The 21,742-nt window shown below is 48.7% G+C and carries 21 protein-coding genes; 6 read left to right on the top strand and 15 right to left on the bottom strand.

The annotated features are described in order from the left end of the window. Positions 1-91 precede the first annotated feature (91 nt). The 5 genes from AC6I3O_RS12515 to AC6I3O_RS12495 form a co-directional block, all read right to left on the bottom strand. Positions 92-892 carry a histidinol-phosphatase HisJ family protein gene (locus AC6I3O_RS12515; protein WP_497851173.1) on the bottom strand — a complete coding sequence of 267 codons (801 nt, stop codon included), beginning with the start codon at positions 890-892 and terminating at the stop codon, positions 92-94. Between the two features lie 40 nt (positions 893-932). Beyond that, positions 933-2,024: a tRNA 2-thiouridine(34) synthase MnmA gene (gene mnmA, locus AC6I3O_RS12510; protein WP_497853460.1), complete on the bottom strand. Its 1,092-nt coding sequence runs from the start codon at positions 2,022-2,024 to the stop codon at positions 933-935. Then, positions 2,024-2,467, bottom strand: a complete 444-nt coding sequence (gene nifU, locus AC6I3O_RS12505) for a Fe-S cluster assembly scaffold protein NifU (RefSeq protein WP_497851172.1) — start codon at positions 2,465-2,467, stop codon at positions 2,024-2,026. Before nifU ends, mnmA begins: the two co-directional genes overlap by 1 nt. Before the next feature lie 51 nt (positions 2,468-2,518). Then, positions 2,519-3,703, bottom strand: coding sequence for a cysteine desulfurase NifS (gene nifS, locus AC6I3O_RS12500; protein ID WP_497851171.1), 1,185 nt, complete (start codon positions 3,701-3,703; stop codon positions 2,519-2,521). 83 nt (positions 3,704-3,786) lie between these two features. Next, on the bottom strand, positions 3,787-4,245 hold the full coding sequence (locus AC6I3O_RS12495; protein WP_497851170.1) for an RrF2 family transcriptional regulator: 459 nt from the start codon (positions 4,243-4,245) through the stop codon (positions 3,787-3,789). A 149-nt stretch (positions 4,246-4,394) separates the two neighbouring features. Here AC6I3O_RS12495 and AC6I3O_RS12490 point away from each other — a divergent pair, with 149 nt between their 5' ends. Both AC6I3O_RS12490 and AC6I3O_RS12485 read left to right on the top strand, forming a co-directional pair. Further along, positions 4,395-5,720 (top strand): oligosaccharide flippase family protein, encoded by a 1,326-nt coding sequence (locus tag AC6I3O_RS12490; RefSeq protein WP_497851169.1) that lies wholly within the window; start codon positions 4,395-4,397, stop codon positions 5,718-5,720. A 246-nt stretch (positions 5,721-5,966) separates the two neighbouring features. Continuing rightward, positions 5,967-6,698, top strand: coding sequence for an anthrax toxin lethal factor-related metalloendopeptidase (locus tag AC6I3O_RS12485; RefSeq protein ID WP_497851168.1), 732 nt, complete (start codon positions 5,967-5,969; stop codon positions 6,696-6,698). A gap of 40 nt (positions 6,699-6,738) precedes the next feature. Here the strand turns inward: AC6I3O_RS12485 and AC6I3O_RS12480 are convergent, their stop codons facing one another. From AC6I3O_RS12480 to AC6I3O_RS12440, 9 genes are all read right to left on the bottom strand, one after another. Then, a complete protein-coding gene (locus AC6I3O_RS12480; protein WP_497851167.1) occupies positions 6,739-7,278 on the bottom strand; it encodes a stage II sporulation protein M in 540 nt (179 codons plus the stop codon). Between the two features lie 78 nt (positions 7,279-7,356). After that, positions 7,357-7,896: an NUDIX domain-containing protein gene (locus AC6I3O_RS12475; protein WP_497851166.1), complete on the bottom strand. Its 540-nt coding sequence runs from the start codon at positions 7,894-7,896 to the stop codon at positions 7,357-7,359. A 115-nt stretch (positions 7,897-8,011) separates the two neighbouring features. Next, a complete protein-coding gene (gene rny, locus AC6I3O_RS12470) occupies positions 8,012-9,565 on the bottom strand; it encodes a ribonuclease Y (RefSeq protein WP_497851165.1) in 1,554 nt (517 codons plus the stop codon). Positions 9,566-9,726: 161 nt separating this feature from the next. Continuing rightward, positions 9,727-10,338, bottom strand: coding sequence for a regulatory protein RecX (locus AC6I3O_RS12465; RefSeq protein ID WP_497851164.1), 612 nt, complete (start codon positions 10,336-10,338; stop codon positions 9,727-9,729). A gap of 7 nt (positions 10,339-10,345) precedes the next feature. Continuing rightward, a complete protein-coding gene (gene recA, locus AC6I3O_RS12460) occupies positions 10,346-11,548 on the bottom strand; it encodes a recombinase RecA (RefSeq protein WP_497851163.1) in 1,203 nt (400 codons plus the stop codon). Positions 11,549-11,784: 236 nt separating this feature from the next. Continuing rightward, complete coding sequence (locus AC6I3O_RS12455; RefSeq protein WP_497851162.1) at positions 11,785-12,990, bottom strand: D-alanyl-D-alanine carboxypeptidase family protein; 1,206 nt, start codon at positions 12,988-12,990, stop codon at positions 11,785-11,787. 81 nt (positions 12,991-13,071) lie between these two features. Beyond that, positions 13,072-13,650, bottom strand: a complete 579-nt coding sequence (gene scpB, locus AC6I3O_RS12450; protein ID WP_497851161.1) for an SMC-Scp complex subunit ScpB — start codon at positions 13,648-13,650, stop codon at positions 13,072-13,074. Between the two features lie 43 nt (positions 13,651-13,693). Next, entirely contained in the window at positions 13,694-14,443 is a 750-nt protein-coding gene (locus AC6I3O_RS12445) for a segregation and condensation protein A (protein WP_497851160.1), read from the bottom strand. 80 nt (positions 14,444-14,523) lie between these two features. Continuing rightward, positions 14,524-15,387 (bottom strand): metallophosphoesterase, encoded by an 864-nt coding sequence (locus AC6I3O_RS12440; RefSeq protein ID WP_497851159.1) that lies wholly within the window; start codon positions 15,385-15,387, stop codon positions 14,524-14,526. Positions 15,388-15,495: 108 nt separating this feature from the next. Between AC6I3O_RS12440 and AC6I3O_RS12435 the strand changes: the two genes are divergently transcribed. The 4 genes from AC6I3O_RS12435 (at position 15,496) to AC6I3O_RS12420 (ending at position 19,484) form a co-directional block, all read left to right on the top strand. Continuing rightward, positions 15,496-17,283 (top strand): aminopeptidase P family protein, encoded by a 1,788-nt coding sequence (locus AC6I3O_RS12435; RefSeq protein WP_497851158.1) that lies wholly within the window; start codon positions 15,496-15,498, stop codon positions 17,281-17,283. A 185-nt stretch (positions 17,284-17,468) separates the two neighbouring features. Continuing rightward, positions 17,469-17,837, top strand: a complete 369-nt coding sequence (locus AC6I3O_RS12430) for a GntR family transcriptional regulator (protein WP_497851157.1) — start codon at positions 17,469-17,471, stop codon at positions 17,835-17,837. After that, positions 17,834-18,685: an ATP-binding cassette domain-containing protein gene (locus AC6I3O_RS12425; protein WP_497851156.1), complete on the top strand. Its 852-nt coding sequence runs from the start codon at positions 17,834-17,836 to the stop codon at positions 18,683-18,685. Before AC6I3O_RS12430 ends, AC6I3O_RS12425 begins: the two co-directional genes overlap by 4 nt. Before the next feature lie 28 nt (positions 18,686-18,713). Continuing rightward, a complete protein-coding gene (locus tag AC6I3O_RS12420; RefSeq protein ID WP_497851155.1) occupies positions 18,714-19,484 on the top strand; it encodes a hypothetical protein in 771 nt (256 codons plus the stop codon). Here the strand turns inward: AC6I3O_RS12420 and AC6I3O_RS12415 are convergent. Continuing rightward, positions 19,481-21,727 carry a DNA gyrase/topoisomerase IV subunit A gene (locus tag AC6I3O_RS12415; protein ID WP_497851154.1) on the bottom strand — a complete coding sequence of 749 codons (2,247 nt, stop codon included), beginning with the start codon at positions 21,725-21,727 and terminating at the stop codon, positions 19,481-19,483. The genes AC6I3O_RS12420 and AC6I3O_RS12415 overlap by 4 nt on opposite strands. Positions 21,728-21,742 lie beyond the last annotated feature (15 nt).

Genomic DNA, 21,742 nt, shown 5'->3' with positions numbered 1-21,742 from the left:
TGCTACAATTTTTGAATATAGATATTCAAAAAAATATGCAACTTTGTACAAGTTGCATATTTTTACAATATAGTATTTGTTATATTTTCACTTAAAAATTCTTAAATACTGGCTTACGTCCTATAAATTCCGTATAATACCGGAAACCGCAGCTTTCTAATAGTTCAGGTACTTTCTGAAAATCATATGCCACATGCTCCGGCTTATGCGCATCTGAACCAATGGTAAGAATCTCCCCGCCAAGCTCCCGGTAACGCTTTAATACATCCCTGTGGGGATGTGCGTAAGGAAGGCCATATTTCAAACCGGCAGTATTCAATTCTATGCCTTTCCCGTGCTCAATCAGATACCGCAGTATCTCGTCGATGATATCCGCAAATCGGGCATAGGAATACTCTTCTGCCTGATGTTTCCCGTAACGCGTGACGTAATCCAGATGTCCCAGTACGTCAAAATCCTCCACCTTCCGAATATTTTCATATGTCTCGGCAAACGTCTCCTCATAGGCGTCTGCATCACTTCTGCCTTCAAAAAATTCCTTGTAATAAGGATCTTTGGCGTCAATCAGATGGACAGAGCCAATTACGAAATCAAATGGCTTCTGCCTCACATAGTTTTGGTAATACGCACCAAGATGGGGCTGCAGCCCCATCTCAACGCCGATTCGCACAGCTATCCTGTCCCGGTATCTATCCCGTATTTCCCCTATCCTTGTAAAATACGGCTCCACATCAAAGGTCCACTGATTTCCTTCACTGATATAATCCTTGTCTTCATGATCCGTGATGCACACAGCATCCAGTCCCTTTGCAGCCGCACTCTCGACCATGGCTTCCGGGCATGCTTCCGAATCCAGGGAAAATTCCGTATGCATATGGCAATCTGATAACATCTCTCACCCCTCCTTGCAATACTATCTGAAATACCTTTACTTACGAAAGAATCGTACCGCCTCCCAGCACATACCCATCATCATACAATACTAATGCCTGTCCGGGAGTTATGGCGCGCTGGGGTTCTTCAAACACACACAGAATCTCGTCTGCCCCGGCATGTTCCACGGTACACCATGCCCCCTTGTGGTTATAGCGTATCTTTGCAAAGACCCGCTTTTTCTCCGGAAGCTTTGCTGCTGACATCAGATTTACCCGATTCGCCCTTACCTGACAGGACATGGATTCTTCCTTGCTTCCCACCACAACCTCGTTGGTATCCGGGCGGATTTTCAATACAAACAAAGGGTATCCGAATGAAAGCCCTAAACCTTTGCGCTGTCCCACCGTGTAATGCACAATCCCTTTATGCCGTCCCACGACCGTACCGTCAGACAGCACAAAATTACCCGGGGCAATCCTATCCCGTACATCCTCTTCCACATTGTTTGCAATATAAGACGCATAATCCCCATCCGGTACGAAACAGATATCCTGGCTGTCAGGCTTGTCAGCCACCCGAAGCCCAATCTCTCCTGCAATCCTGCGGATTTCTTCTTTCGTATACTCTCCTACAGGCATTAATGTATGGGCAAGCTGCTCCTGTGTCAGATTATAAAGCGCATAGGTCTGATCCTTTGCCCCGGTCTTAGCGGCACGGAGTGTATACCTTCCGCCCGGAAGGCGTTCAATCCTTGCATAATGTCCGGTGGCAATGTAATCCGCCCCGATTTCAAGGCTTCTTTTCAGAAGCGACTCCCACTTTACATAGCGGTTACAGGCAATGCAGGGGTTCGGCGTTTTTCCGTTCAGATACGCATCTATGAAATAGTCAATGACATTTTTTTTAAACTCCTGCTTAAAATTCATGACATAATATGGGATTCCGAGGGACGCCGCCACCCTTCTGGCATCCTCCACGGCGCCAAGTCCGCAGCATCCGCCTTGCTCCTCAAGAACAGCCTCGTCCTCGTCCTGCCAAATCTGCATGGTGACGCCAATCACGTCATACCCCTGCTCCTTTAGGAGCCAGGCTGCCACGGAGGAATCGACTCCTCCGGACATCCCCACAACTACTTTCTTCTTTTCAATCAATATTCTTCTTCCTCTTCTTCCTCGCCTTCATGGATATCGGACTTAGGCTTTTCTAACCCTTCAATCTGAATTCCATGCTTTTGGGCATAATCCCACAGTGCGGCATGAATCGCCTCTTCTGCAAGGAGGGAACAGTGTACCTTGACCGGCGGAAGCCCGTCCAACGCTTCCATCACCGCCTTGTTCGTCACCTGCAGCGCATCATATACGGACTTTCCTTTCACCAACTCGGTTGCCATGCTGCTGGTCGCCACTGCAGCGCCGCAGCCAAAGGTTTTGAACTTTACATCCTTTATGATCTGGTCGTCGTCAATGTCCAGATATATCCGCATGATGTCTCCGCATTTTGCATTGCCCACCGTGCCGACCCCGCTGGCATTTTCAATTTCACCTACATTTCTTGGATTCTGGAAATGATCCATTACTTTTTCTGTATACATTCTATCTTCCTCCTGATTTCTGCTCTGTCTTCTCTTTTACCGGCTGCCCTCTCAATTCTTACCTTTCTTTAAGAAATCTTCGTATAACGGCGACATGTTCCTAAGCGTCCCCACGATTTCCTTCAGGGAATCCACCACATAATCAATATCTTCTTTCGTCGTCTCCTCACTCAGGGTGAGCCTTAGGGAGCCATGGGCAATCTCATGGGGAAGCCCGATAGCCAACAGCACATGGGACGGGTCCAAGGAGCCGGAAGTACACGCCGAACCGCTGGAGCCGCAGATTCCTTTCCCGTCCAGCATAATCAACAGCGACTCTCCCTCCACGAACTGAAAACTGAAATTCGCATTATTGGGAAGCCTGTCCGTCTTATGGCCATTCAGCCGGCAGTAAGGTATCTCTTCCATCACGCGCCCAATCAGATAATCCCTGAGGCTTTTTTCCTTCCCGGCCCGTTCCTCCATTGTAGCAGCGGCCCGTTTTACGGCTGTCCCAAGTCCTATGATTCCCGGGACATTCTCCGTACCCGCCCGGCGTTTCCGCTCCTGCGCCCCGCCGTGGACGAAAGAACGGATCTTCACGCCCTTACGGATATATAGGAAACCAATTCCCTTTGGCCCGTTCAGTTTATGTCCGCTGGCGCTTAACATGTCGATATGGCATTCATCGACATTGATTGGGACCTGCCCGAACGCCTGAACCGCATCCGTGTGGAAGAGAATCCCATGGTCATGGGCAATCTTTCCAATCTCCCTTATGGGCTGGATGGTTCCGATCTCGTTATTGGCAAACATCACAGAAATCAATATCGTAGAAGGACGGATGGCGCGCTCCAAATCCTCTGTTCTGATTTTCCCGTCCTCATCAACATCCAGATATGTGACTTCAAATCCTCTCTTTTCCAGATACTCTGCCGTATGCAGGATTGCATGATGTTCAATCTTTGTCGTAATGATATGGTTTCCCTTCTCCCCATATGCCTCGGCGGTGGCTTTCAGCGCCCAGTTGTCAGACTCCGAGCCTCCTGCGGTAAAATAAATCTCATTGCTTTTTGCCCCCAGCACGCCGGCAATCACATCCCGCTGCTCGCTGATGGCTTCCTTATTGCCGGATGCGAAACTGTAAACACTAGAAGGGTTCCCAAACTTTTCAGTAAAGTATGGAAGCATCGCCTCTACTACCTCCGGCGCTGTCTTCGTGGTTGCCGCATTGTCCAAATATATCAGTTTTTTCATGTCTCTTCTCCTCCGTTTCCGATTCTATCTATCCCTTCATCTATACCCAAGGGCATGCATTAGGGTGTGCCCTTGGATAAATTTTATAAATTACACTTGGGGTTCTCCAAATCGCCCCCCGGATTCACTGTCCGGCTCTCCCTGACCAGTTCGTCCAACATCATGTGGTTCACAGTCGCATTGATACTCTCGTTAATCCTCTGCCAGACATACTTGGTCACGCAGCCGTCCGCAGCCGTGCATCCCTCATCAGAGTAAAACGCCGCACATTTGACTGGTTCAAGGCTACCCTCCAACGCCCGGAGTATGTCCCCTACGGAAATGTCTGCCGCGCTCCTTGCCAGGATATAGCCGCCTGTAGCGCCCCGGATGCTGCGCACCAGCCCCGCCTTCTTCAGAAGACCAACCAACTGCTCCAGATAACGCTCCGAGATATCCTGCCTTGCCGCTATGCTGCTGATGGAAACCGGTTCTTCCTCGCTATATCTTGCAAGGTCTATCATCGCCCGGAGACCATATCTACCCTTTGTAGAAAGTTTCACTTGCTCACCTTCTTTTTAATTCCTAGCAAACTGCTAGGATATTTTCCATATGTAGGATAACACCGCTTTTTTGTTCTGTCAAGCCTTAATGTGGAATATGTTTTAATAAACAGCAGCAATGCCGGTATCGTCCGGCGTCAGGAGTTATTATGTCACGAAAACATACGATTATCAAAGGGACGTTTATCCTAACTATGACCGGGTTTGCCACTCGTTTTATGGGATTCTTCTACCGTATCTTTTTAAGCCATACGTTCGGGGAGGAGGGCGTAGGACTGTACCAGCTCGTCTTTCCAATCTATGCGCTGTGCTTTTCCCTCACCTGTGCAGGCATTGAGCTTGCCCTATCCCGCTGCATTGCCGCCCGCATGACTCATGGAAAACGAAAAGAAGCCCGGGAACTTCTGTATACCAGCCTCTTCCTTACGGTCACGGCTTCCCTCGCAGTCACACTTGTCCTGCAGAGGTATGCCTTGCCCATAGCTGAGTCCTTTCTGCATGAGCCAAGGTGCGCCGACCTGCTGATTATCCTTTCCTATGCTTTTCCTTTTGCATCGGTACACAGTTGTATCTGCGGATATTATTTCGGATTGAAACAGACTGGTATCCCAGCCGTCTCACAGTTCGTAGAGCAGACGGCAAGAATCTTGAGCGTCTATCTGCTCTACCTGTACGGAGTCCGCCATGGCATCCGCTTCGGCGTGTCCATTGCTGTGGCAGGTATGATTGCGGGGGAAATCTTCTCTTCCGTCTTCTGCCTGCGCGCCTTGCTTGGGAAACATGTCTTAACCGCCCTGTCGCGATTCCATTTCCGGGGGTGTATGAAGCACAGCCGCGAACTGTTGGCCCTCTCTGTACCCCTTACCGCAAGTCGGGTTCTCTTAAATCTGCTGCAGAGTATCGAAGCCGTATCCATACCAGTCCGGCTTCAGGCTTACGGTATGTCGCTGTCAGAATCTTTAAGTACTTACGGGGTACTTACAGGTATGGCCCTGCCCTGTATCCTGTTTCCTTCCGCCATCACAAACTCCGTGTCTACCATGCTCCTTCCCACGGTGGCGGAAATCCAGGCACAAAACCACAGGCAGGAATTATCCGCACTGGTACGCAAGGTCACGTACTCCTGCATCTTCCTTGGAAGTATTTGCTGTGTGTGTCTGCTGAGTTTTGGAAAATGGATGGGACTTATCCTGTTCCACAGCTCCATGGCTGGAGATTATATCATTACCCTTGCCTGGATGTGCCCGTTTCTTTACACCAACAATACCTTGATCAGCATGATAAACGGAATCGGGAAGGCCACTCTTTCCTTCTGTATCAACTCAGCCAGCCTGGGAATCCGGATTGTCAGTGTTTTCCTCATGATTCCTGCCTTTGGAATCATGGGATATCTGTGGGGGCTTCTGGCAAGCCAGATATGTATCTTTCTTTTCTGCCTTGCATACCTGCGGTATTATCTCCACAAGACCGTATAAATCTCCAGATGATATACCCACAGGGCATGTATTACGGTGTGCCCTGCGGGTATACCTTAATGGACGAAGTCCACCCGCCCATAGGGCATGTATTACGGTGTGCCCTATGGGTATAAAATGCAATTAATAAGTGAAATATCTGTGAAAAATATACTGATTTCATAGACATTATGCGCACTATCCATTAAAATGATATACGGGTAATCGTGTTAGATGATTGTGTAAGACAGGAGGTTTTCAACCTATATGAGTACACATAAGAAAAAAAAGAGCTGGCTAATCGCAATGTTGGTTCTGCTTCTTTTTGCCCTGTGCATATTTGTTTCCCTTTGGCTCAGACAGCAAAAGGAAATTATGGAATCCAAGGCAATGGCCGCAAAGCTGGAACCATGGGAGTTAAAGGCAGCATTTTCCGGCAAGGATACCAGCGAGGCTTCTCTGTCCCATATCCAGTGCCAAAAAGATGGCTATGTGGACGACGGTTATGTAGATATCGTAAACCAGCAATTATCCGTCATCCCCGCACATCTTCAAGATGCATTTGTGCAGGATGGATGGTCTGTCTATGTAACGAATATCAACATCGGGCAGACATACTATCCCGGACAGTTCGATATGGTCATGGCAACGACCAACTATGAGGAACACCGGATACTAATCGAAGACCGGATGGATGCCGTATACGAGTCCCCAATCCATGAAATGGGCCACTGGTTTGATCTCTATCTCGGATTCGTGTCAAATACCGAATTCTTCCAGGAAATATACAATGCGGAAAGCGCCTCTTTCATTCGGGCATACGGTACAGACTGTGTAAGGGACGAGATGGAGTTTTTTGCGGAAGGATTCTGGTATTATATCGTCAATCCCTCCACACTCAAATCCGTAAGTCCTCAATTATACTATTTTCTCCATTCCATGTATCTCTATTTCCGTATACAGAGAACTTGGTATGAGTATAACAGTATATTTGCATAAGTTACAGTCCCACAAAAAACAGTTTATATATTTGCATTCATTATAGTGTCTTCAAAAAGAGTTCCATAATAATCGGATTCACATAGCACTCCAGCAGGATTCCTACTGCGACAAAAAGAACCATGCTGACCGTCTTTGACAGGTTCCACTTCGCCTCCGGGTAGGTGAGCAGATACCACAACAGCACGATATAACCTGCCGCATAGAATACAAAATGGGGCGTCAGCGCAATCAGGCACAGAATTACGCCCTTGACCCCCATTTTCAGCACTGCAGACGTCATGACCATCCCTGCGCAAAAGCCTGTCCATGCCAGGAATCCCCCCGCAATGCCCTTTCGGATTCTGGTACATCCCAATGCGGCAACCAGCGCAAGAGGCACCGCCCTCACCCGGATGACATACCACATGTATTCCATCACGTCAATCTCTGCCTGGCTGTACTGGGTCAGAAAAAATTCACTGAAAATGCCCATACTTGCAATGTAATCCTTGGACATCATATTTGCATAAATAATTCCAATCAAAAAACCCAGCATACAAAACACGATTAGAAACTTCTTGTTTTCCTGTATCCTCACAAATGTCCCTCCCTCTGTCAAGATACTTCATTATATGCCGGGTATCCGATTATATTCTTTTATCTTTTATCTTTTCCTCTACCGCAGATACTTTGACTCATAGGCCAGAAGCGCCGCGATTGTCTTAGAATCTTCAATCTTTCCTGTGAAGATCATCTCTTTTAATTCTTCCACCGTATATGCTTTCACGTCCACATATTCGCCCTCATCCAGATGTTGATGGGAGGGAATCAGGTCTTTTGCCACATAGATTTCAATCTTTTCATTGCAGAAGGCAACCGTTGTCCGAAGCGTCAGAAGCCATTCCAGATTCTCGGAACGGTAGCCCGTCTCTTCTTCCAGCTCCCTTTTGGAACATTCAAGCCCTGGTTCATCGGGCGCATCCAGCTTTCCTGCCGGGATTTCCAAAGTCTCCCGGTCAAGTGCGTTCCGAAACTGCCGAACCATGAGAATCCGTCCGTCCTCCATCACAGGCACGACTGCCGCCGCGCCGTCATGCCCTATAAAATCCCAATCTGCCGTACTGCCGTCCGAAAACTTCATATGATCCTTATATACACTTAGGATTGCCCCTTTATAAATCAATTCTCTTCCTATCCGCTTAATTTCATCACTCATGTCTTAATATCCTCTTTACAAAACCATTTTCTTCTCAAATAAAAATAAGGAAAGCCCTAAACTCTTTCAATTCAAGACTTCCCTTAGTTTTCATATCAACCTTTTCTGCAAAACTCTACTTCGCATAGCTTGTGACTCTTGATTCACGAATCACATTGACCTTGATCTGACCAGGATATTCTAACTCATATTCAATCTGTTTCGCAATATCCCGCGCCATCAATACCATGTCTGCATCAGATACCTGCTCTGGAACTACCATAACTCGAATCTCTCTACCTGCTTGAATCGCAAAAGACTTATCAACCCCCTTGAACTGGTTGGTGATATCCTCTAATTGTTTTAACCTGTTTGTGTATGTCTCCAATGTCTCTCTTCTTGCGCCCGGTCTTGCGGCTGAAATCGTATCGGCCGCCTGCACGACACAGGCAATCAGACTTTCCGGTTCTACGTCGCCATGATGTGCTTCCACGGCGTTGATAACCGTCGCGGATTCTTTGTACTTCCTACAAAGATCCACTCCAATCTGAATATGTGACCCTTCCACATCATGATCGATAGATTTGCCGACATCGTGTAAAAGTCCGGCACGCTTGGCAATCCGGGAATCCAACCCAATCTCGCCAGCCAAAAGTCCAGCCAGCTGCGAAACCTCGATTGAATGCTTCAACGCATTCTGTCCGTAACTGGTGCGGAACTTCATACGGCCAAGCAACCGGATTAGTTCCGGATGGATTCCGTGAACCCCTACTTCCAAGGCCGCCGCCTCTCCTTCTTCTCGAATCATGGCATCTACTTCTTTCTGCGCTTTTTCAACCATCTCCTCAATTCTTGCCGGATGAATCCGTCCGTCAACAATCAGCTTCTCCAGCGCAATCCTTGCGACTTCCCTCCGGATCGGATCAAAACCGGACAATACCACCGCTTCCGGCGTATCGTCTATGATCAGCTCAACGCCCGTCATCGTCTCCAATGTACGGATATTGCGCCCCTCACGTCCAATGATCCTTCCCTTCATCTCGTCACTTGGAAGCTGTACGACCGAAATCGTAGTCTCCGCAACATGATCTGCTGCGCATCTCTGGATAGCAGTCACGACATATTCTTTTGCCTTCTTGTCTGCCTCTTCCTTCGCCTGCGCCTCTAACTCCTTAATCATCTTAGCGGTGTCATGCTTTACATCGTCTTCAACAGTTTTTAACAAATACTCTTTTGCCTGTTCGGAGGTAAGTCCTGAGATTCTTTCTAGTTCCTGTACTCTCTGGCTTCCCAGCTCTTCCACTTTCGCTTCGCGCTGTCTTAGCTGTTCTTCTTTTGCCGCAAATCCTGCCTCACGCTTTTCAATGGCATCCGCTTTCTTATCTAAAGCCTCTTCCTTGGAAAGAACGCGCTTCTCATAGCGTTGTAACTCATTCCTGCGTTCCTTAGTCTCTTTTTCAAGTTCATTCTTGTTTCTGATAGACTCTTCTTTAATCTCCAAGAGAGACTCCTTCTTTTTTGCCTCAGCCGTCTTAACCGCATCATCAATAATCTCCCTGGCTTTCGTCTCCGCATTCCCAATCTTAGAATCTGCATTCTTCTTCAGATTGGAAACTGTCAGGAAATGACTGATGGCTGCCGCTGCCACGATCAGCACAACTCCTACAGCAATTAATATTCCATTCGGCACAGGAGCACCTCCTTATTCAGTTTTCATTGTACAACTACAACACTTAAATTTTATACTGTTTTAACGAATATGTCAAGCATTCCACCGTAACATTTGAACTTCTTCACATGTTCACATGAACATATATTCAACTATATATGCACACTGCCGATAACGCCGTCTCAATAGGGTTCCGCCACCTCCATCACCCTGCGGATCTCGTCATACCGGAACCCCTTGCGCATCAGATAACCTGCCATCTTCTGCTTTTGAGCATAATCCGCGGTATCAGGTTCAAACTTCTTTTTCCTAAGAAGGGCCTCGATTGCCGACTTAGAGTCTTCCCCGTCATAGTATTCCTCCAACGCCTGCGTAGCTGTTTCCCGGTCAATCCCCTTCCGGCACAAGGCGGCATAGAGTTCTGTACGGCTCTTCCGGTTCTTTCGCCCCTCGATAAAACTACGGGCATACTCCCCGTCATTCAGATAGCCGAAAGATTTCACATAGGCAACCGCTTCTTCGGTAATTCTGTCAGGATATCCTCCCTGCAAAAGTTTTTCACGAAGCTGCGCTTCGGTCCTTCCCATATCATTCAGAAGATGTAACGCCCTTGCTTTCGCCCTTTTCAGTATTACCTTCTGAAGAATCTCCTCATAGACCTCTTTGTCCAATTCCCCTTCCGGCTCAATCTCGTATCGGGATAATTCTCCCTTATACAATACGAATGCCGGATGCTCGTCTACGTATACCTGAAACCTCGTCTTCGTTACAGGCTCTATCTTCGTAACTGTCATAATTTCCCTATACTTCCTCAGCCAAATTATCGGCATCCTCCTCGGATTCGTCCGGAAGCCCGCTTAGAACCGCATCCGGCTCCACTGACGCTTCTTCCTCCGACGCTTCTTCTGCTTTCTCCGGCTCCTTCGTCTTCGCCGATGCCTTCCTGCCGCCCTTCTTGCCTCCATCCTTAGGCATCGGCTTCACATTCTTGTCCTCCAACTGGGCATCCTCCCCAATATTATAATGGCTGCGGATTTTCTTCTCCAACTCTTCCATCACATCCGGATGCTCCTTTAGATAAGTCTTAGCATTCTCGCGTCCCTGCCCAATCTTGTCCCCATTATAAGCAAACCATGCGCCGCTCTTGCTGACCAGCTTCAACTCCACGGCAAGATCCAGAATATCTCCCTCCCGGGAAATCCCCTTCCCGAACATGATGTCAAATTCTGCCTCCTTGAACGGCGGAGCAATCTTATTCTTCACCACCTTCACCCGAGTCCGGTTTCCTACCATATCCCCGCTCTGCTTGAGCGTCTCGATCCTTCTGACATCCATACGGATTGACGCATAGAACTTGAGGGCGCGTCCTCCCGTGGTAGTCTCCGGATTGCCGAACATCACGCCTACCTTCTCACGGAGCTGGTTGATAAAGATGACCACACAGTTCGACTTACTGATTACAGGAGTCAGCTTACGAAGCGCCTGAGACATTAGCCTTGCCTGCAATCCTACATGGCTATCCCCCATATCTCCTTCAATCTCCTGCTTGGGCACCAGAGCCGCAACGGAATCCACGACGATGATGTCCATCGCGCCGGAGCGTACCATTGTCTCCGTAATCTCAAGGGCCTGATCCCCGCTGTCCGGCTGTGAAATATACAATTCGTCAATGTCAACGCCGATGTTCTTGGCATAGACCGGGTCCAGCGCATGCTCTGCATCAATGAACCCGGCAATCCCTCCCCGTTTCTGCACCTCTGCAATCATATGTAATGCGACCGTAGTCTTACCGCTGGATTCCGGTCCGTATACTTCCACGATCCTTCCTCGCGGAACGCCGCCAAGCCCTAACGCCAGGTCAAGGCTCAGCGATCCTGTAGGAATCGTCTCCACAGCCACCTGCGCCTTGGGGTCTCCAAGCTTCATGACCGTACCTTTTCCAAAATCTTTCTCAAGCTTTGCTATCGCAGCGTCTAACGCCTTCTTCTTATCTTCATTCGCCATCTTACAATCTCCTTTTCGCATAACGAACGAATGTTCGTTTTTCTGATTAATATAGTAGTATACTTGTTACAAAATGTCAACACCAAATTCGGGAAAAAACACGAAAAAATTTGGACTTATCCGGACGTACCTCTTAGAAACGGTTCAGAAAAAAGAACTTAACTGATTGTATTTAAAATACCATACTTCCACTCTCTTTGTCAACCACAGGCTTTCAAATCTCTGCACTTATAACTTCACATTAAAGCTAACCTGACAATCCAGCACAGCGCCCAGTTCAGGTCTCTTTCCCGGATATCCTCTCCTGCCACTACCTGATAAGAAGCAATTTCCTCCCCCTCAAGAATATACCGGACGCTTCCCACCACATCCCCCTTGCTCACAGGCGCCGTCAGGGAATCCTTGACTTCTGTCTTTATCTCGACCCCTTCGTCTGCCCGCAGCAGTAAGGGAATCTCCTCCTTCCCCTCCACACAGACAGGCATATATAGTTCTGTCTCATAAGGCGACTCCTCCTCCACGCCGTTTTTTACCTCCACGTCCGGCAAAACCACATCCTCCCAGACATCCCGGTACTGATAATTGGCAATCCCGTATTCCATCAGTTTCCGGGTATCCGTCCATTTATAACTCTTATTGTTAGGCCATCCGCAAGCCAAGAGCGCCACGATGAACGTCCTTCCATCCCGTTCTAACGCACCTACATAGCAGTATCCCGCATCCGACGTAAACCCGGTCTTTCCGGTCAGCGCCCCGTCCATCATATCCAGAAATGCATTGTGGTTGACACAGGAAAAACTTCGTCCCCCATCCACATCGCTGAACTGGTAATTCTTCGTCCGCGTAATCTCCAGGAATTCCTCCCGGCAGGGCGACTGCTTGATGCAATACCTCATAATTGTCGCCAGATCCCTTGCCGTCGTAGCGTGAATGCCTCCCTCGTCGCTGTCGTCCAGCCCGTTTGGCGTCACGAAATGGGTATCCTGACACCCAAGCTCCCCCGCCTTCTGGTTCATCAGCTTTGCAAATTCCTCCACCGTTCCCGAAATTCCCTCCGCAATCACCACTGCGCTGTCATTGTGGGACTCCAGCATCAGGGAATAAAGAAGATCCCTCAGATAGAACTGCTCCTGTTCTTTTACGCCCAGCTTCACTTTTGGCCTGCCCGCCGCATAAGCCGACGCCGTGACCACCTGTCCTTCCTCCTGATTTTCCAGAGCCAGGATACAGGTCATGATCTTCGTCGTACTCGCCATCGGACGTATCTCCCGCTCCTCTTTCCCAAATAAAACACGCCCGCTGTCAGCATCCATCAACACAGCCGACCGGGCGTATAACTGCTCCGGCGCCTCCTCGTTTTCCTCTGCCAGGGCCGTTATGTTTACGAACCCGGAGAGCATCAAACAAAACACGAGACTCCACACGATCATTTTCTTTTTCATCCGCCACACCACATATCGCTACATTACTGCAATATATGTGAATTTCTTCCCGCCTATTCCATATAAATCCTCTCAGCCGCGTTAAATATCCAGCTTCAGCTGCACCTCTTCCTCCGCTTCCTCCTTGAAGCTCTCCATCTGCTCTGCATTCAGGCTAGGCAGGTCGTCCACGGACTGGACGCTGAAACGCCTCAGGAATTCCTCCGTAGTCCCGAACAAAATCGGTTTCCCCGGCGCGTCCAGCCTCCCGCACTCGCACACCAGATTATACTCTACCAGCTTATTGACCGCATGATCCGATTTTACCCCGCGGATCTTCTCCACCTCAAGCTTCGTCACCGGCTGCTTGTATGCGATAATCGACAAGGTTTCAAGGAGGACGTCCGTCAGTACATACTTCTTAGGCTGCTTCGCCACACGGATCAGATACTCGTATGTCTCCTTCTTCGTACACATCTGGAATGCGTCCTCAAGCTCAATCACCCGGATTCCCCGATCCTCCGCCTCATACTTGTCCATCATCCTATGTACAATCTTGCGGGTGGTATCCTTGTCATGCCCGATTGCCGCCGCAATCTTCTCCAACTCTACGGATTCTCCCATCGTAAACAGGACCGCCTCTATAACTCCCTCTAATCTGCTAATTTCCACTTCGTCCATAATCCCTTTCCACCTCTTAACGGGCTGCCCGTCAGAACTAGCCCTAAGCAAACGCTTTCGACCGAATCATGATCTCGTCAAACGGATGCTCCTGTTCGATTGCGATGACTCCCTCTTTCATCAGCTGCAGGATTGCAAGAAAAGTCACGACAATCTGTATCTTAGACCCCTGTTTTTCCAAAAGTTCCCGGAAACCAAACCTTCTATGCCCCTTGGCATACTCCGTCACATAGCTGAGCTTATCCGGAAGCGTCACCTCTTCTTTCTCAATCTTTCCGAACTTGCTTCTTACGGGGTCGATCTTATCCGCCCGCCTTTTCATCACGTCCCGGAATATCTTATGAAGCTTAGATAACGTAAGTCCGCCCAGCAGTTCATCCAGGTTCACAGGCTCCTCATACTCCCGTACCTCGTCCGGAATCGTCGGCCTTTTGTACATAACCTGTTCCCCTTCCACCTGTCTGTCCCTCAGCTCATAAGACATATACTTATACATCTTGTATTCCAACAACTGTGCAACCAATTCCTGACGAGGGTCTTCCTCTTCCCCTTCTTCGTTCACCTCTTTGGGCAGCAGCATCCGGCACTTGATGTCTAAAAGCGTCGCCGCCATCACCAGGAACTCGCTCATGATGTTCAGATCTTCCTTTTCCATGGCTTTGATGTAGTCCATATACTGGTTCGTGATTTCCACAATCGGAATATCGTAGATATCTATCTTATTCTTATCGATTAAATGCAGCAATAAATCCAAAGGTCCTTCAAAGACCTGCAGTTTTACCGGAATCCCCATAGAACTCTCCTATCTTTTCAGTCACAACCGTATTATTATACAGGATATTTTCTGATTCCACAAGTTCCGGATGAAAATTTCTACGCTCCCTCCAGCTCTATCACAACTACCTCTGCTGGGTTCAACAGGCGGACAGCCACAGAATGTACGCCAAGCCCCTTGCTCACCACCGCTACGGCGTCCCCCACCTGATAGCATCCCCCGGAAAATTCCGGAAACAACATAAAATCCGGCGCCACTACCCCGCCGATTCCCGGGATGCGCGCTACCCCGCCGTGGTAGTGCCCGGACAGGATCAGATCCGCCCCCCAGTCACGGTAAGCCCGGATATGCGCCGGATGGTGCGCCATCAGAATCTCATAATCATCTTTCGATGTGCCGATCTTCGCCTCGATATCAGCCTTACGGAGCCGGTTCCTTGCCCGCCTTTCATATCCGCGAAGCGGTATCTCAAGCCCCGTAATCCTTACCCTGCTCTCCCCCCACTTAACGGTGACGGATTCATTTTCAAGGAAACGGATCCCTGCCTCCTCAAGACGTCTCTTATAATCCCCAAACGACCGCTTATACTTCTTAGGACGCTCCTTCATCTTCTGCTCATGGTTGCCGTTGGCATGGTACACAGGGCAGATGGACGGAAGACGGGACAAAAACTTCACCGTATGTCCGTAGGAGGATTCATCCTTCCTAAGCAGCATATCGCCGCCAATCAAAATCAGATCCGGCTTTTCCTTCGCAATCGCACGAAAAAGCGGTTCATTCTCTCTCCCATAACAATAGTTATGGAGGTCGCTTAAAAAAATAATCTTCTTTCCCTTTATCCCTGTCAGTTTCCGAGACGTCACAGTATAGCGCGCCACATGGAAAAAATGCAGTTCCCGCGCCACTTCCACCGCAGTTAACAGCATAAACGCCAATAATATTTTTGTCAATTTTTTAACCATTCTTCTCTCCTCTTCATCTTGGATAAATTATATAATTATTCCTGTCAATTTGCAAATAAATATGTTAAAATGATGATACAAATCATTATTTACAAGGGAGGTTTTTTTATGACTGTACCAGAAAGGATCTCGGCCCTTCGTTCCCTCATGGAGGAAAAAGGGTACGACGCATATTTGATTCCTACGGACGATAATCACCAGAGCGAGTATGTAGGAGAGCATTTTAAGGCTAGGGCTTTTATCACAGGATTTACCGGCTCTGCCGGAACTGCTGTCATCACGAAGAAAGAAGCTGGCCTGTGGACAGACGGCAGGTATTTTATCCAGGCGGCCAATCAGCTTGAGGGAAGCGGCGTCACACTGTTTAAGATGGGACAGCCCGACGTTCCGAAACTGGAAGACTATATCGCAGACGTGATTCCTGAGGGAGGGACGCTTGGATTTGACGGACGGGTAGTCGCCATGGGAGAAGGACAGGCGTTAAAGACGGCGCTAAAGCCTAAGAATGCCAAGATTGACTATTCGGAAGACTTAGTGGACAAGATTTGGGAAGACCGTCCGCCGTTGTCCGAGAAACCTGCATTTGCACTGGGAATCGAATATACCGGCGAAAGCACGGCCGATAAACTCACGCGCATCCGGGAAGCCATGAAGAAGGAAGGGGCGAACGTCCACATCCTTGCCGCACTGGACGATATCTGCTGGACCACCAATTTAAGAGGCGACGATATCGAGTATTTCCCGCTTCTTCTGTCCTACGCCATCATTACCATGGAAGATATGAAGCTGTATGTGGATGAAAAGAAGCTGACCGCCGAGATGAAGGAGAACCTTGCTAAGGACGATATTTCTATTCACCCCTACAATGCCGTTTATGAGGATGTCAAGAACCTAAAAGACGGGGACAGCGTGCTGGTAGACCCTTCCAGGCTGAATTATGCCCTCTATAACAACATCCCGGAAGGGGCGAAGGTTATTGAGAAGATGAACCCGGAAATCCTGATGAAGGCAATGAAGAATGAAACGGAGCTTAAAAACATCATCAATGCCCACATCAAGGACGGCGTTGCGGTTACAAAGTTCATGTACTGGCTGAAGAAGAACATCGGGAAGACAGAGATTACCGAAATCAGCGCCGCCGAGAAGCTTAACTCCTTCCGTAAGGAACAGGAGGGGTATCTGTGGGAGAGCTTTGAACCCATCTGCGGTTCCGGCGAACACGGCGCTATCGTCCACTACGCTGCGACTCCCGAGACGAATGTTCCGGTCACGACGAATGGATTATTCCTGACAGACACGGGCGGCGGATACATGGAAGGTTCCACGGACATCACAAGGACATTTGCATTTGGGGAAGTAACAGACCAGATGAAGGAGGATTTCACTACAGTACTGCTCTGTAACCTGCATCTTGCCCGCGCCGTATTCCCTCACGGGATTTCAGGCTTTAACCTGGACGCTATGGCAAGGACTCCTGCATGGGAACGGGGATTGGACTATAACCACGGCACAGGCCACGGCGTCGGCTATCTGATGAATATCCACGAGGCTCCCGCCGGTTTCCGCTGGGCAGTCCGGGATAAGGAGAAAGCTCCCCTTGAACCGGGCATGGTCATCACCAATGAACCGGGACTCTACATCGAAGGCTCTCACGGAATCCGTACTGAGAACGAGCTGGTCGTAAGGGAAGGGCAGAAGACCGAATACGGACAGTTCCTTTATTTTGAACCGATTACTTACGTTCCGATTGATTTGGATGCTGTTAATCCTGATATGATGAGACAGGAGGACAAGGAGCAGCTGAATGCTTATCACGCAAAAGTATACGAACTCATTTCCCCGCATCTGAACGAGGATGAGAAGGCCTGGCTTAAAGAGTATACGAGAGCTATCTAATTGAGTTTGAAATCGAAGATGAATAAAGTATCTTGTATATTTCATCATGCACCCTCAAAAAGGGTGCATGATTTTTTTTTGCAATCCTATTGACATTCTGAAATATCTGTGCTTTAATACTTACATGGTTAATTACTCAACTAATTAACCATGTAAGTAACCAACTAAGAACAAGGAGGATTTCTATGAAACTTAACCTTGATCAAGAAAAGCCTATATTCATCCAGATTGCTGAAGGTATCGAGGACGGGATCTTAACGGGCGCATTTCCGGAGGAAAGCCAGATACCTTCCATCACAGAATTTTCCGTTAATTATAAGATTAATCCCGCCACTGCGCTGAAAGGAATCAATCTGCTGGTGGATGAAGCAATCATATTCAAGAAGAGGGGGGTCGGCATGTTCGTAGCACAAGGAGCCGTAAGCAAACTGAAAAAGAAGAGACAGGACCAGTTCTATGACAATTACATCAACAAGCTGGTAGACGAGGCAAAGAGGCTGGGAATTACCAGCGATGAGATTATCGCAATGATAGAAAGGGGATTTGTACAATGAGCAGAATCGAAGTAACAGACGTATCCAAATCATTCAAAGACACACAGGCGCTCTCACACGTGAATCTTCATTTTGAGGAGAATACCATCTATGGGCTTCTTGGGAGGAACGGCGCCGGCAAATCCACGCTGCTTAACATCATCAACAACCGGCTGTTTGCCACCGGCGGCACAGTCAACCTTGACGGCGAGCGGCTCACCGAGAATACCGCCGCGCTCTCCCGCTGTTTTCTTGCCAATGAGAGCAACCTCTATCCAGAGGGAATGAAGGTCATGCAGGCGCTCAAGTGGAGCCGGGAATTCTACCCCGATTTTGATATGGATTATGCCCAAGGGCTTTGTAAGCAGTTTGGGCTTCCCGTAAAGAAGAAAATTAAAGATTTGTCAACCGGATACCAGTCTATTTTCCGGAATACTGTCGCCTTGTCCGTGAACGTCCCCTTTGTGTTCCTTGACGAACCTGTCCTGGGGCTTGACGCCTGCCACAGGGAGCTTTTCTACCGTATCCTCATCGAGAAATACGCCGAGCATCCCTTTACCGCCGTAATCGCGACCCATTTGATTGAAGAGACGGCGAATCTCATCGAGCACGTGGTCATAATCAAGAATGGTGAAATCATCCGGAATGAACCGCTGGAAGACCTTCTTGACAGCGGGTACTGCATCAGCGGGCCTAAGAGCCAGATCGACGCCTATATCGAGGGAAAGAAAGTCATCGGGACGGATACCCTTGGCGGGTTAAAGACCGCTTATGTGATAGGAAGCCCGGAACATAAGCTCCCGGCAGGGACGGAAACTTCCAGAATGGAACTCCAGAAACTATTCATCCGACTGACGGAAACTTCCTAGGTGAATTTGAAAGAAAGAGGTATAGAATATGAAAAAAATGATAAAATATCAATTAAAGGATCTGCTCCTTAGTTACTCTGTCTATGCGGCGGCCATGGTTCTGCTTCTGGCCGTTCTCGTGTCTGTTTCTGCTATGTATGACGATATCAATATGAGCATAAACGGAAATGGCTTCTCAAGCGTGATTTTCTGCTTTGTTTCCGGAATCGCCATATACAAAGAACACTGCCAGCTTGCAATACAGAACAGTATTTCCAGAAAGGATTTTTTCAGGAGCAGCATATACTCTCTTACAGCCCTAAGCTTCCTGTGCGCGCTGCTGGACCTGCTCCTTCGGGGAGCCGGCCGGGTCACGGAATCTGTCTCTACCGTGACCACCAATTTTGACCTGGGCAATTTTATACTCCTGTTCTATCCTAAGTTCCTCGAAAAAAGCAGTGACGCCACAGTGATGGCCGCCGGTTTTTTCCTGTCATTTTTCGTCTGCATGGTCTTTGCCATGCTGGGACTTTTGATTGCGGGGATCTATTGCAGGATCCCCAAAAAGTACCGGACTCTCTACTGCGTTTTGGTTCCGGTAATATTCTTCGGAGTGACTCCTGCATTCACGGTCATGGTTGTCTTTTCTCCGGAGGCGACGCTTCATATCGTGGAATTTCTGCTTAACATCTTTGCTTCTCTGGATATTATGGGTACTGCAAGCGGCAATCCGTTCCGCGCAATGTTTACGTTTGGGGCTGTCTCATTAATCCTGGGATATATTTGCTACCGGATTCTTAGGAAAACCGAGATGGTTTAGCCCTGTCCCCGTACCTTCGTCCCCTGGCCGTCTCTCTTCCCCATCTTGAGCCGGCTAAGGGACACTTCCCTCTCTCCGACGAGAACCCTGGCCTCCGCCCCTTCCTCAAGAAGATAAGCCTCCTCCACCTCGTCATTCTTGCGAAGCTTGATTCCCCTTACGCCAATGGCGGTCTTCTTCTTCTCCGCAACTTCCACTGCCGCAAATTTCAGGAAATACCCCTCCTTTGTCCTAAGCACCACACTTAACTCCTCGCTGATGACGCCCACGGCAATTACCATATCCTCATTCTGGAGCTTCGTCGCCGCGATTGTCCGCTTTGCTACCTGAAACTCATTCCCATCTACCTTTTTGACCATCCCCTGCTTCGTGGCAAAAAATAGCCTTGCGTAACGCATCTGCTCTGAATCACAGAGATACACGATCTCTTCCTGCGTACTGTCATAATTGCTCACATTATCAATAGGAATTCCTTTATCCCGGAATTTTCCGTAAGGCAGATCCATGATCTTGACCTGATACATCTTCCCTGTATTCGTGAACACGCAGATCTTCCCTGTATTCATACAGGAAATAATATACTTATTCTCTGCGTCCGCCGCCTCCTTATTCCTTCCATAAGTATTCCCGTCTACCGTCTTGGCATAACCGAACCTGTCCATCAGGAAGACCACTTCCTGCTCTTCCACCTTCTTCTCTTCAAAGACCGCTTCCTCGGCATTTTCCACCACGGTACGGCGTTTACGGGCAAATTCTGACCTAAGCCTGTCCAGCTCTTCCATAATGACCTCCGCCATGGAATCATAATTGTTCAGAATCTCTTCGTATCGGGCAATTTTTGCGAGCGTCTCGTCATGCTCCTTCATCAACGCCTCAATCTCAAGCCCAATCAGCTTATAAAGCCGCATTTCCAGAATCGCCGTCGCCTGCCGCTCCGTGAACCGAAGCATCGACGCCATTTTCTTGGAAATCTTCGTCTTGAACTTGATGTTATCCGTCACGCCGTTTACCAGACAAGCCTTTGCATCCTTCACGGACTGGCTGCCCCGCAGAATCTCAATGATCAGGTCGATAACATCGCAGGCCTTTATCAGTCCTTCCTGAATCTCCTTCTTATCCCGCTCCTTGTTCAGCAAATTCTGGTACTTTCTGGTGGCCATCTCGAACTGAAAATCCACATGATGCTCGATAATCTTCTTTAACCCCATGGTCTCCGGCCTGCCGCCTGCCACTGCAAGCATATTGACCCCGAAAGTGTCCTCAAGGCGGGTCTTCTTATAAAGCATATTCGTAAGATTCGTGACATCCGCCCCTTTTCTCAGCTCAATGACAATGCGGATGCCTTCTTTGGAAGATTGGTTCGAGATGTCCAGAATATCGCTGGTCTTCTTCGATTCCACCAGAGCGCAGACATCGTTCAAGAACTTCCCGATTCCCGCCCCAATCATCGTGTAAGGAATCTCCGTGATAACCAGGCGGCTCTTGCCGCCCTTCATCTCTTCAACCTCCACCTTGCCACGGATCTTAATCTTTCCGGTCCCATTTTCGTAAATGTCTAACAGGTCGTCCTTATTTACCACAATCCCGCCTGTTGGAAAATCCGGTCCCTTGATATACCGCATCAACTGCTTCGTGCTGATATCGTCATTCTTCATATAAGCCTTCACCGCGTCAATGACTTCCCCCAGGTTATGGGTCGGGATACTGGTCGCCATGCCCACCGCGATCCCTTCCGCGCCGTTGACCAGCAGGTTCGGAAGGCGTACCGGAAGGACCTCCGGCTCCTTCTCCGTCTCGTCGAAGTTCGGCACAAAGTCCACGATATCCTTGTCCAAATCCGCCAGATAAGCGTCCTGTGTCACCTTGGCAAGGCGAGCTTCCGTGTAACGCATGGCAGCCGCGCCGTCTCCCTCAATAGAGCCGAAATTCCCGTGGCCGTCAACCAGAATCATTCCCTTTTTGAATTCCTGGGCCATGACAACGAGAGCCTCGTAGATGGAGCTGTCGCCGTGGGGATGATATTTACCCATGGTATCTCCCACGATACGAGCGCACTTCCGGTAAGGGCGGTCATAGCGTATCCCTAACTCGTACATGTCATAGAGCGTGCGCCGCTGCACAGGCTTTAACCCGTCCCGCACATCCGGCAGGGCGCGGGCAACAATAACGCTCATGGCGTAATCTATATATGATTTCTTCATCACATCCGAATATTCGGTTCTGATAATCTGTGAATCCTGCATTTTATACTCCTTCTT

The organism is Sporofaciens sp. St.21A7 (assembly GCF_059728535.1).
Note: the sequence above shows the minus strand (reverse complement) of the source record. Positions and strands in the feature narration are given on the sequence as shown.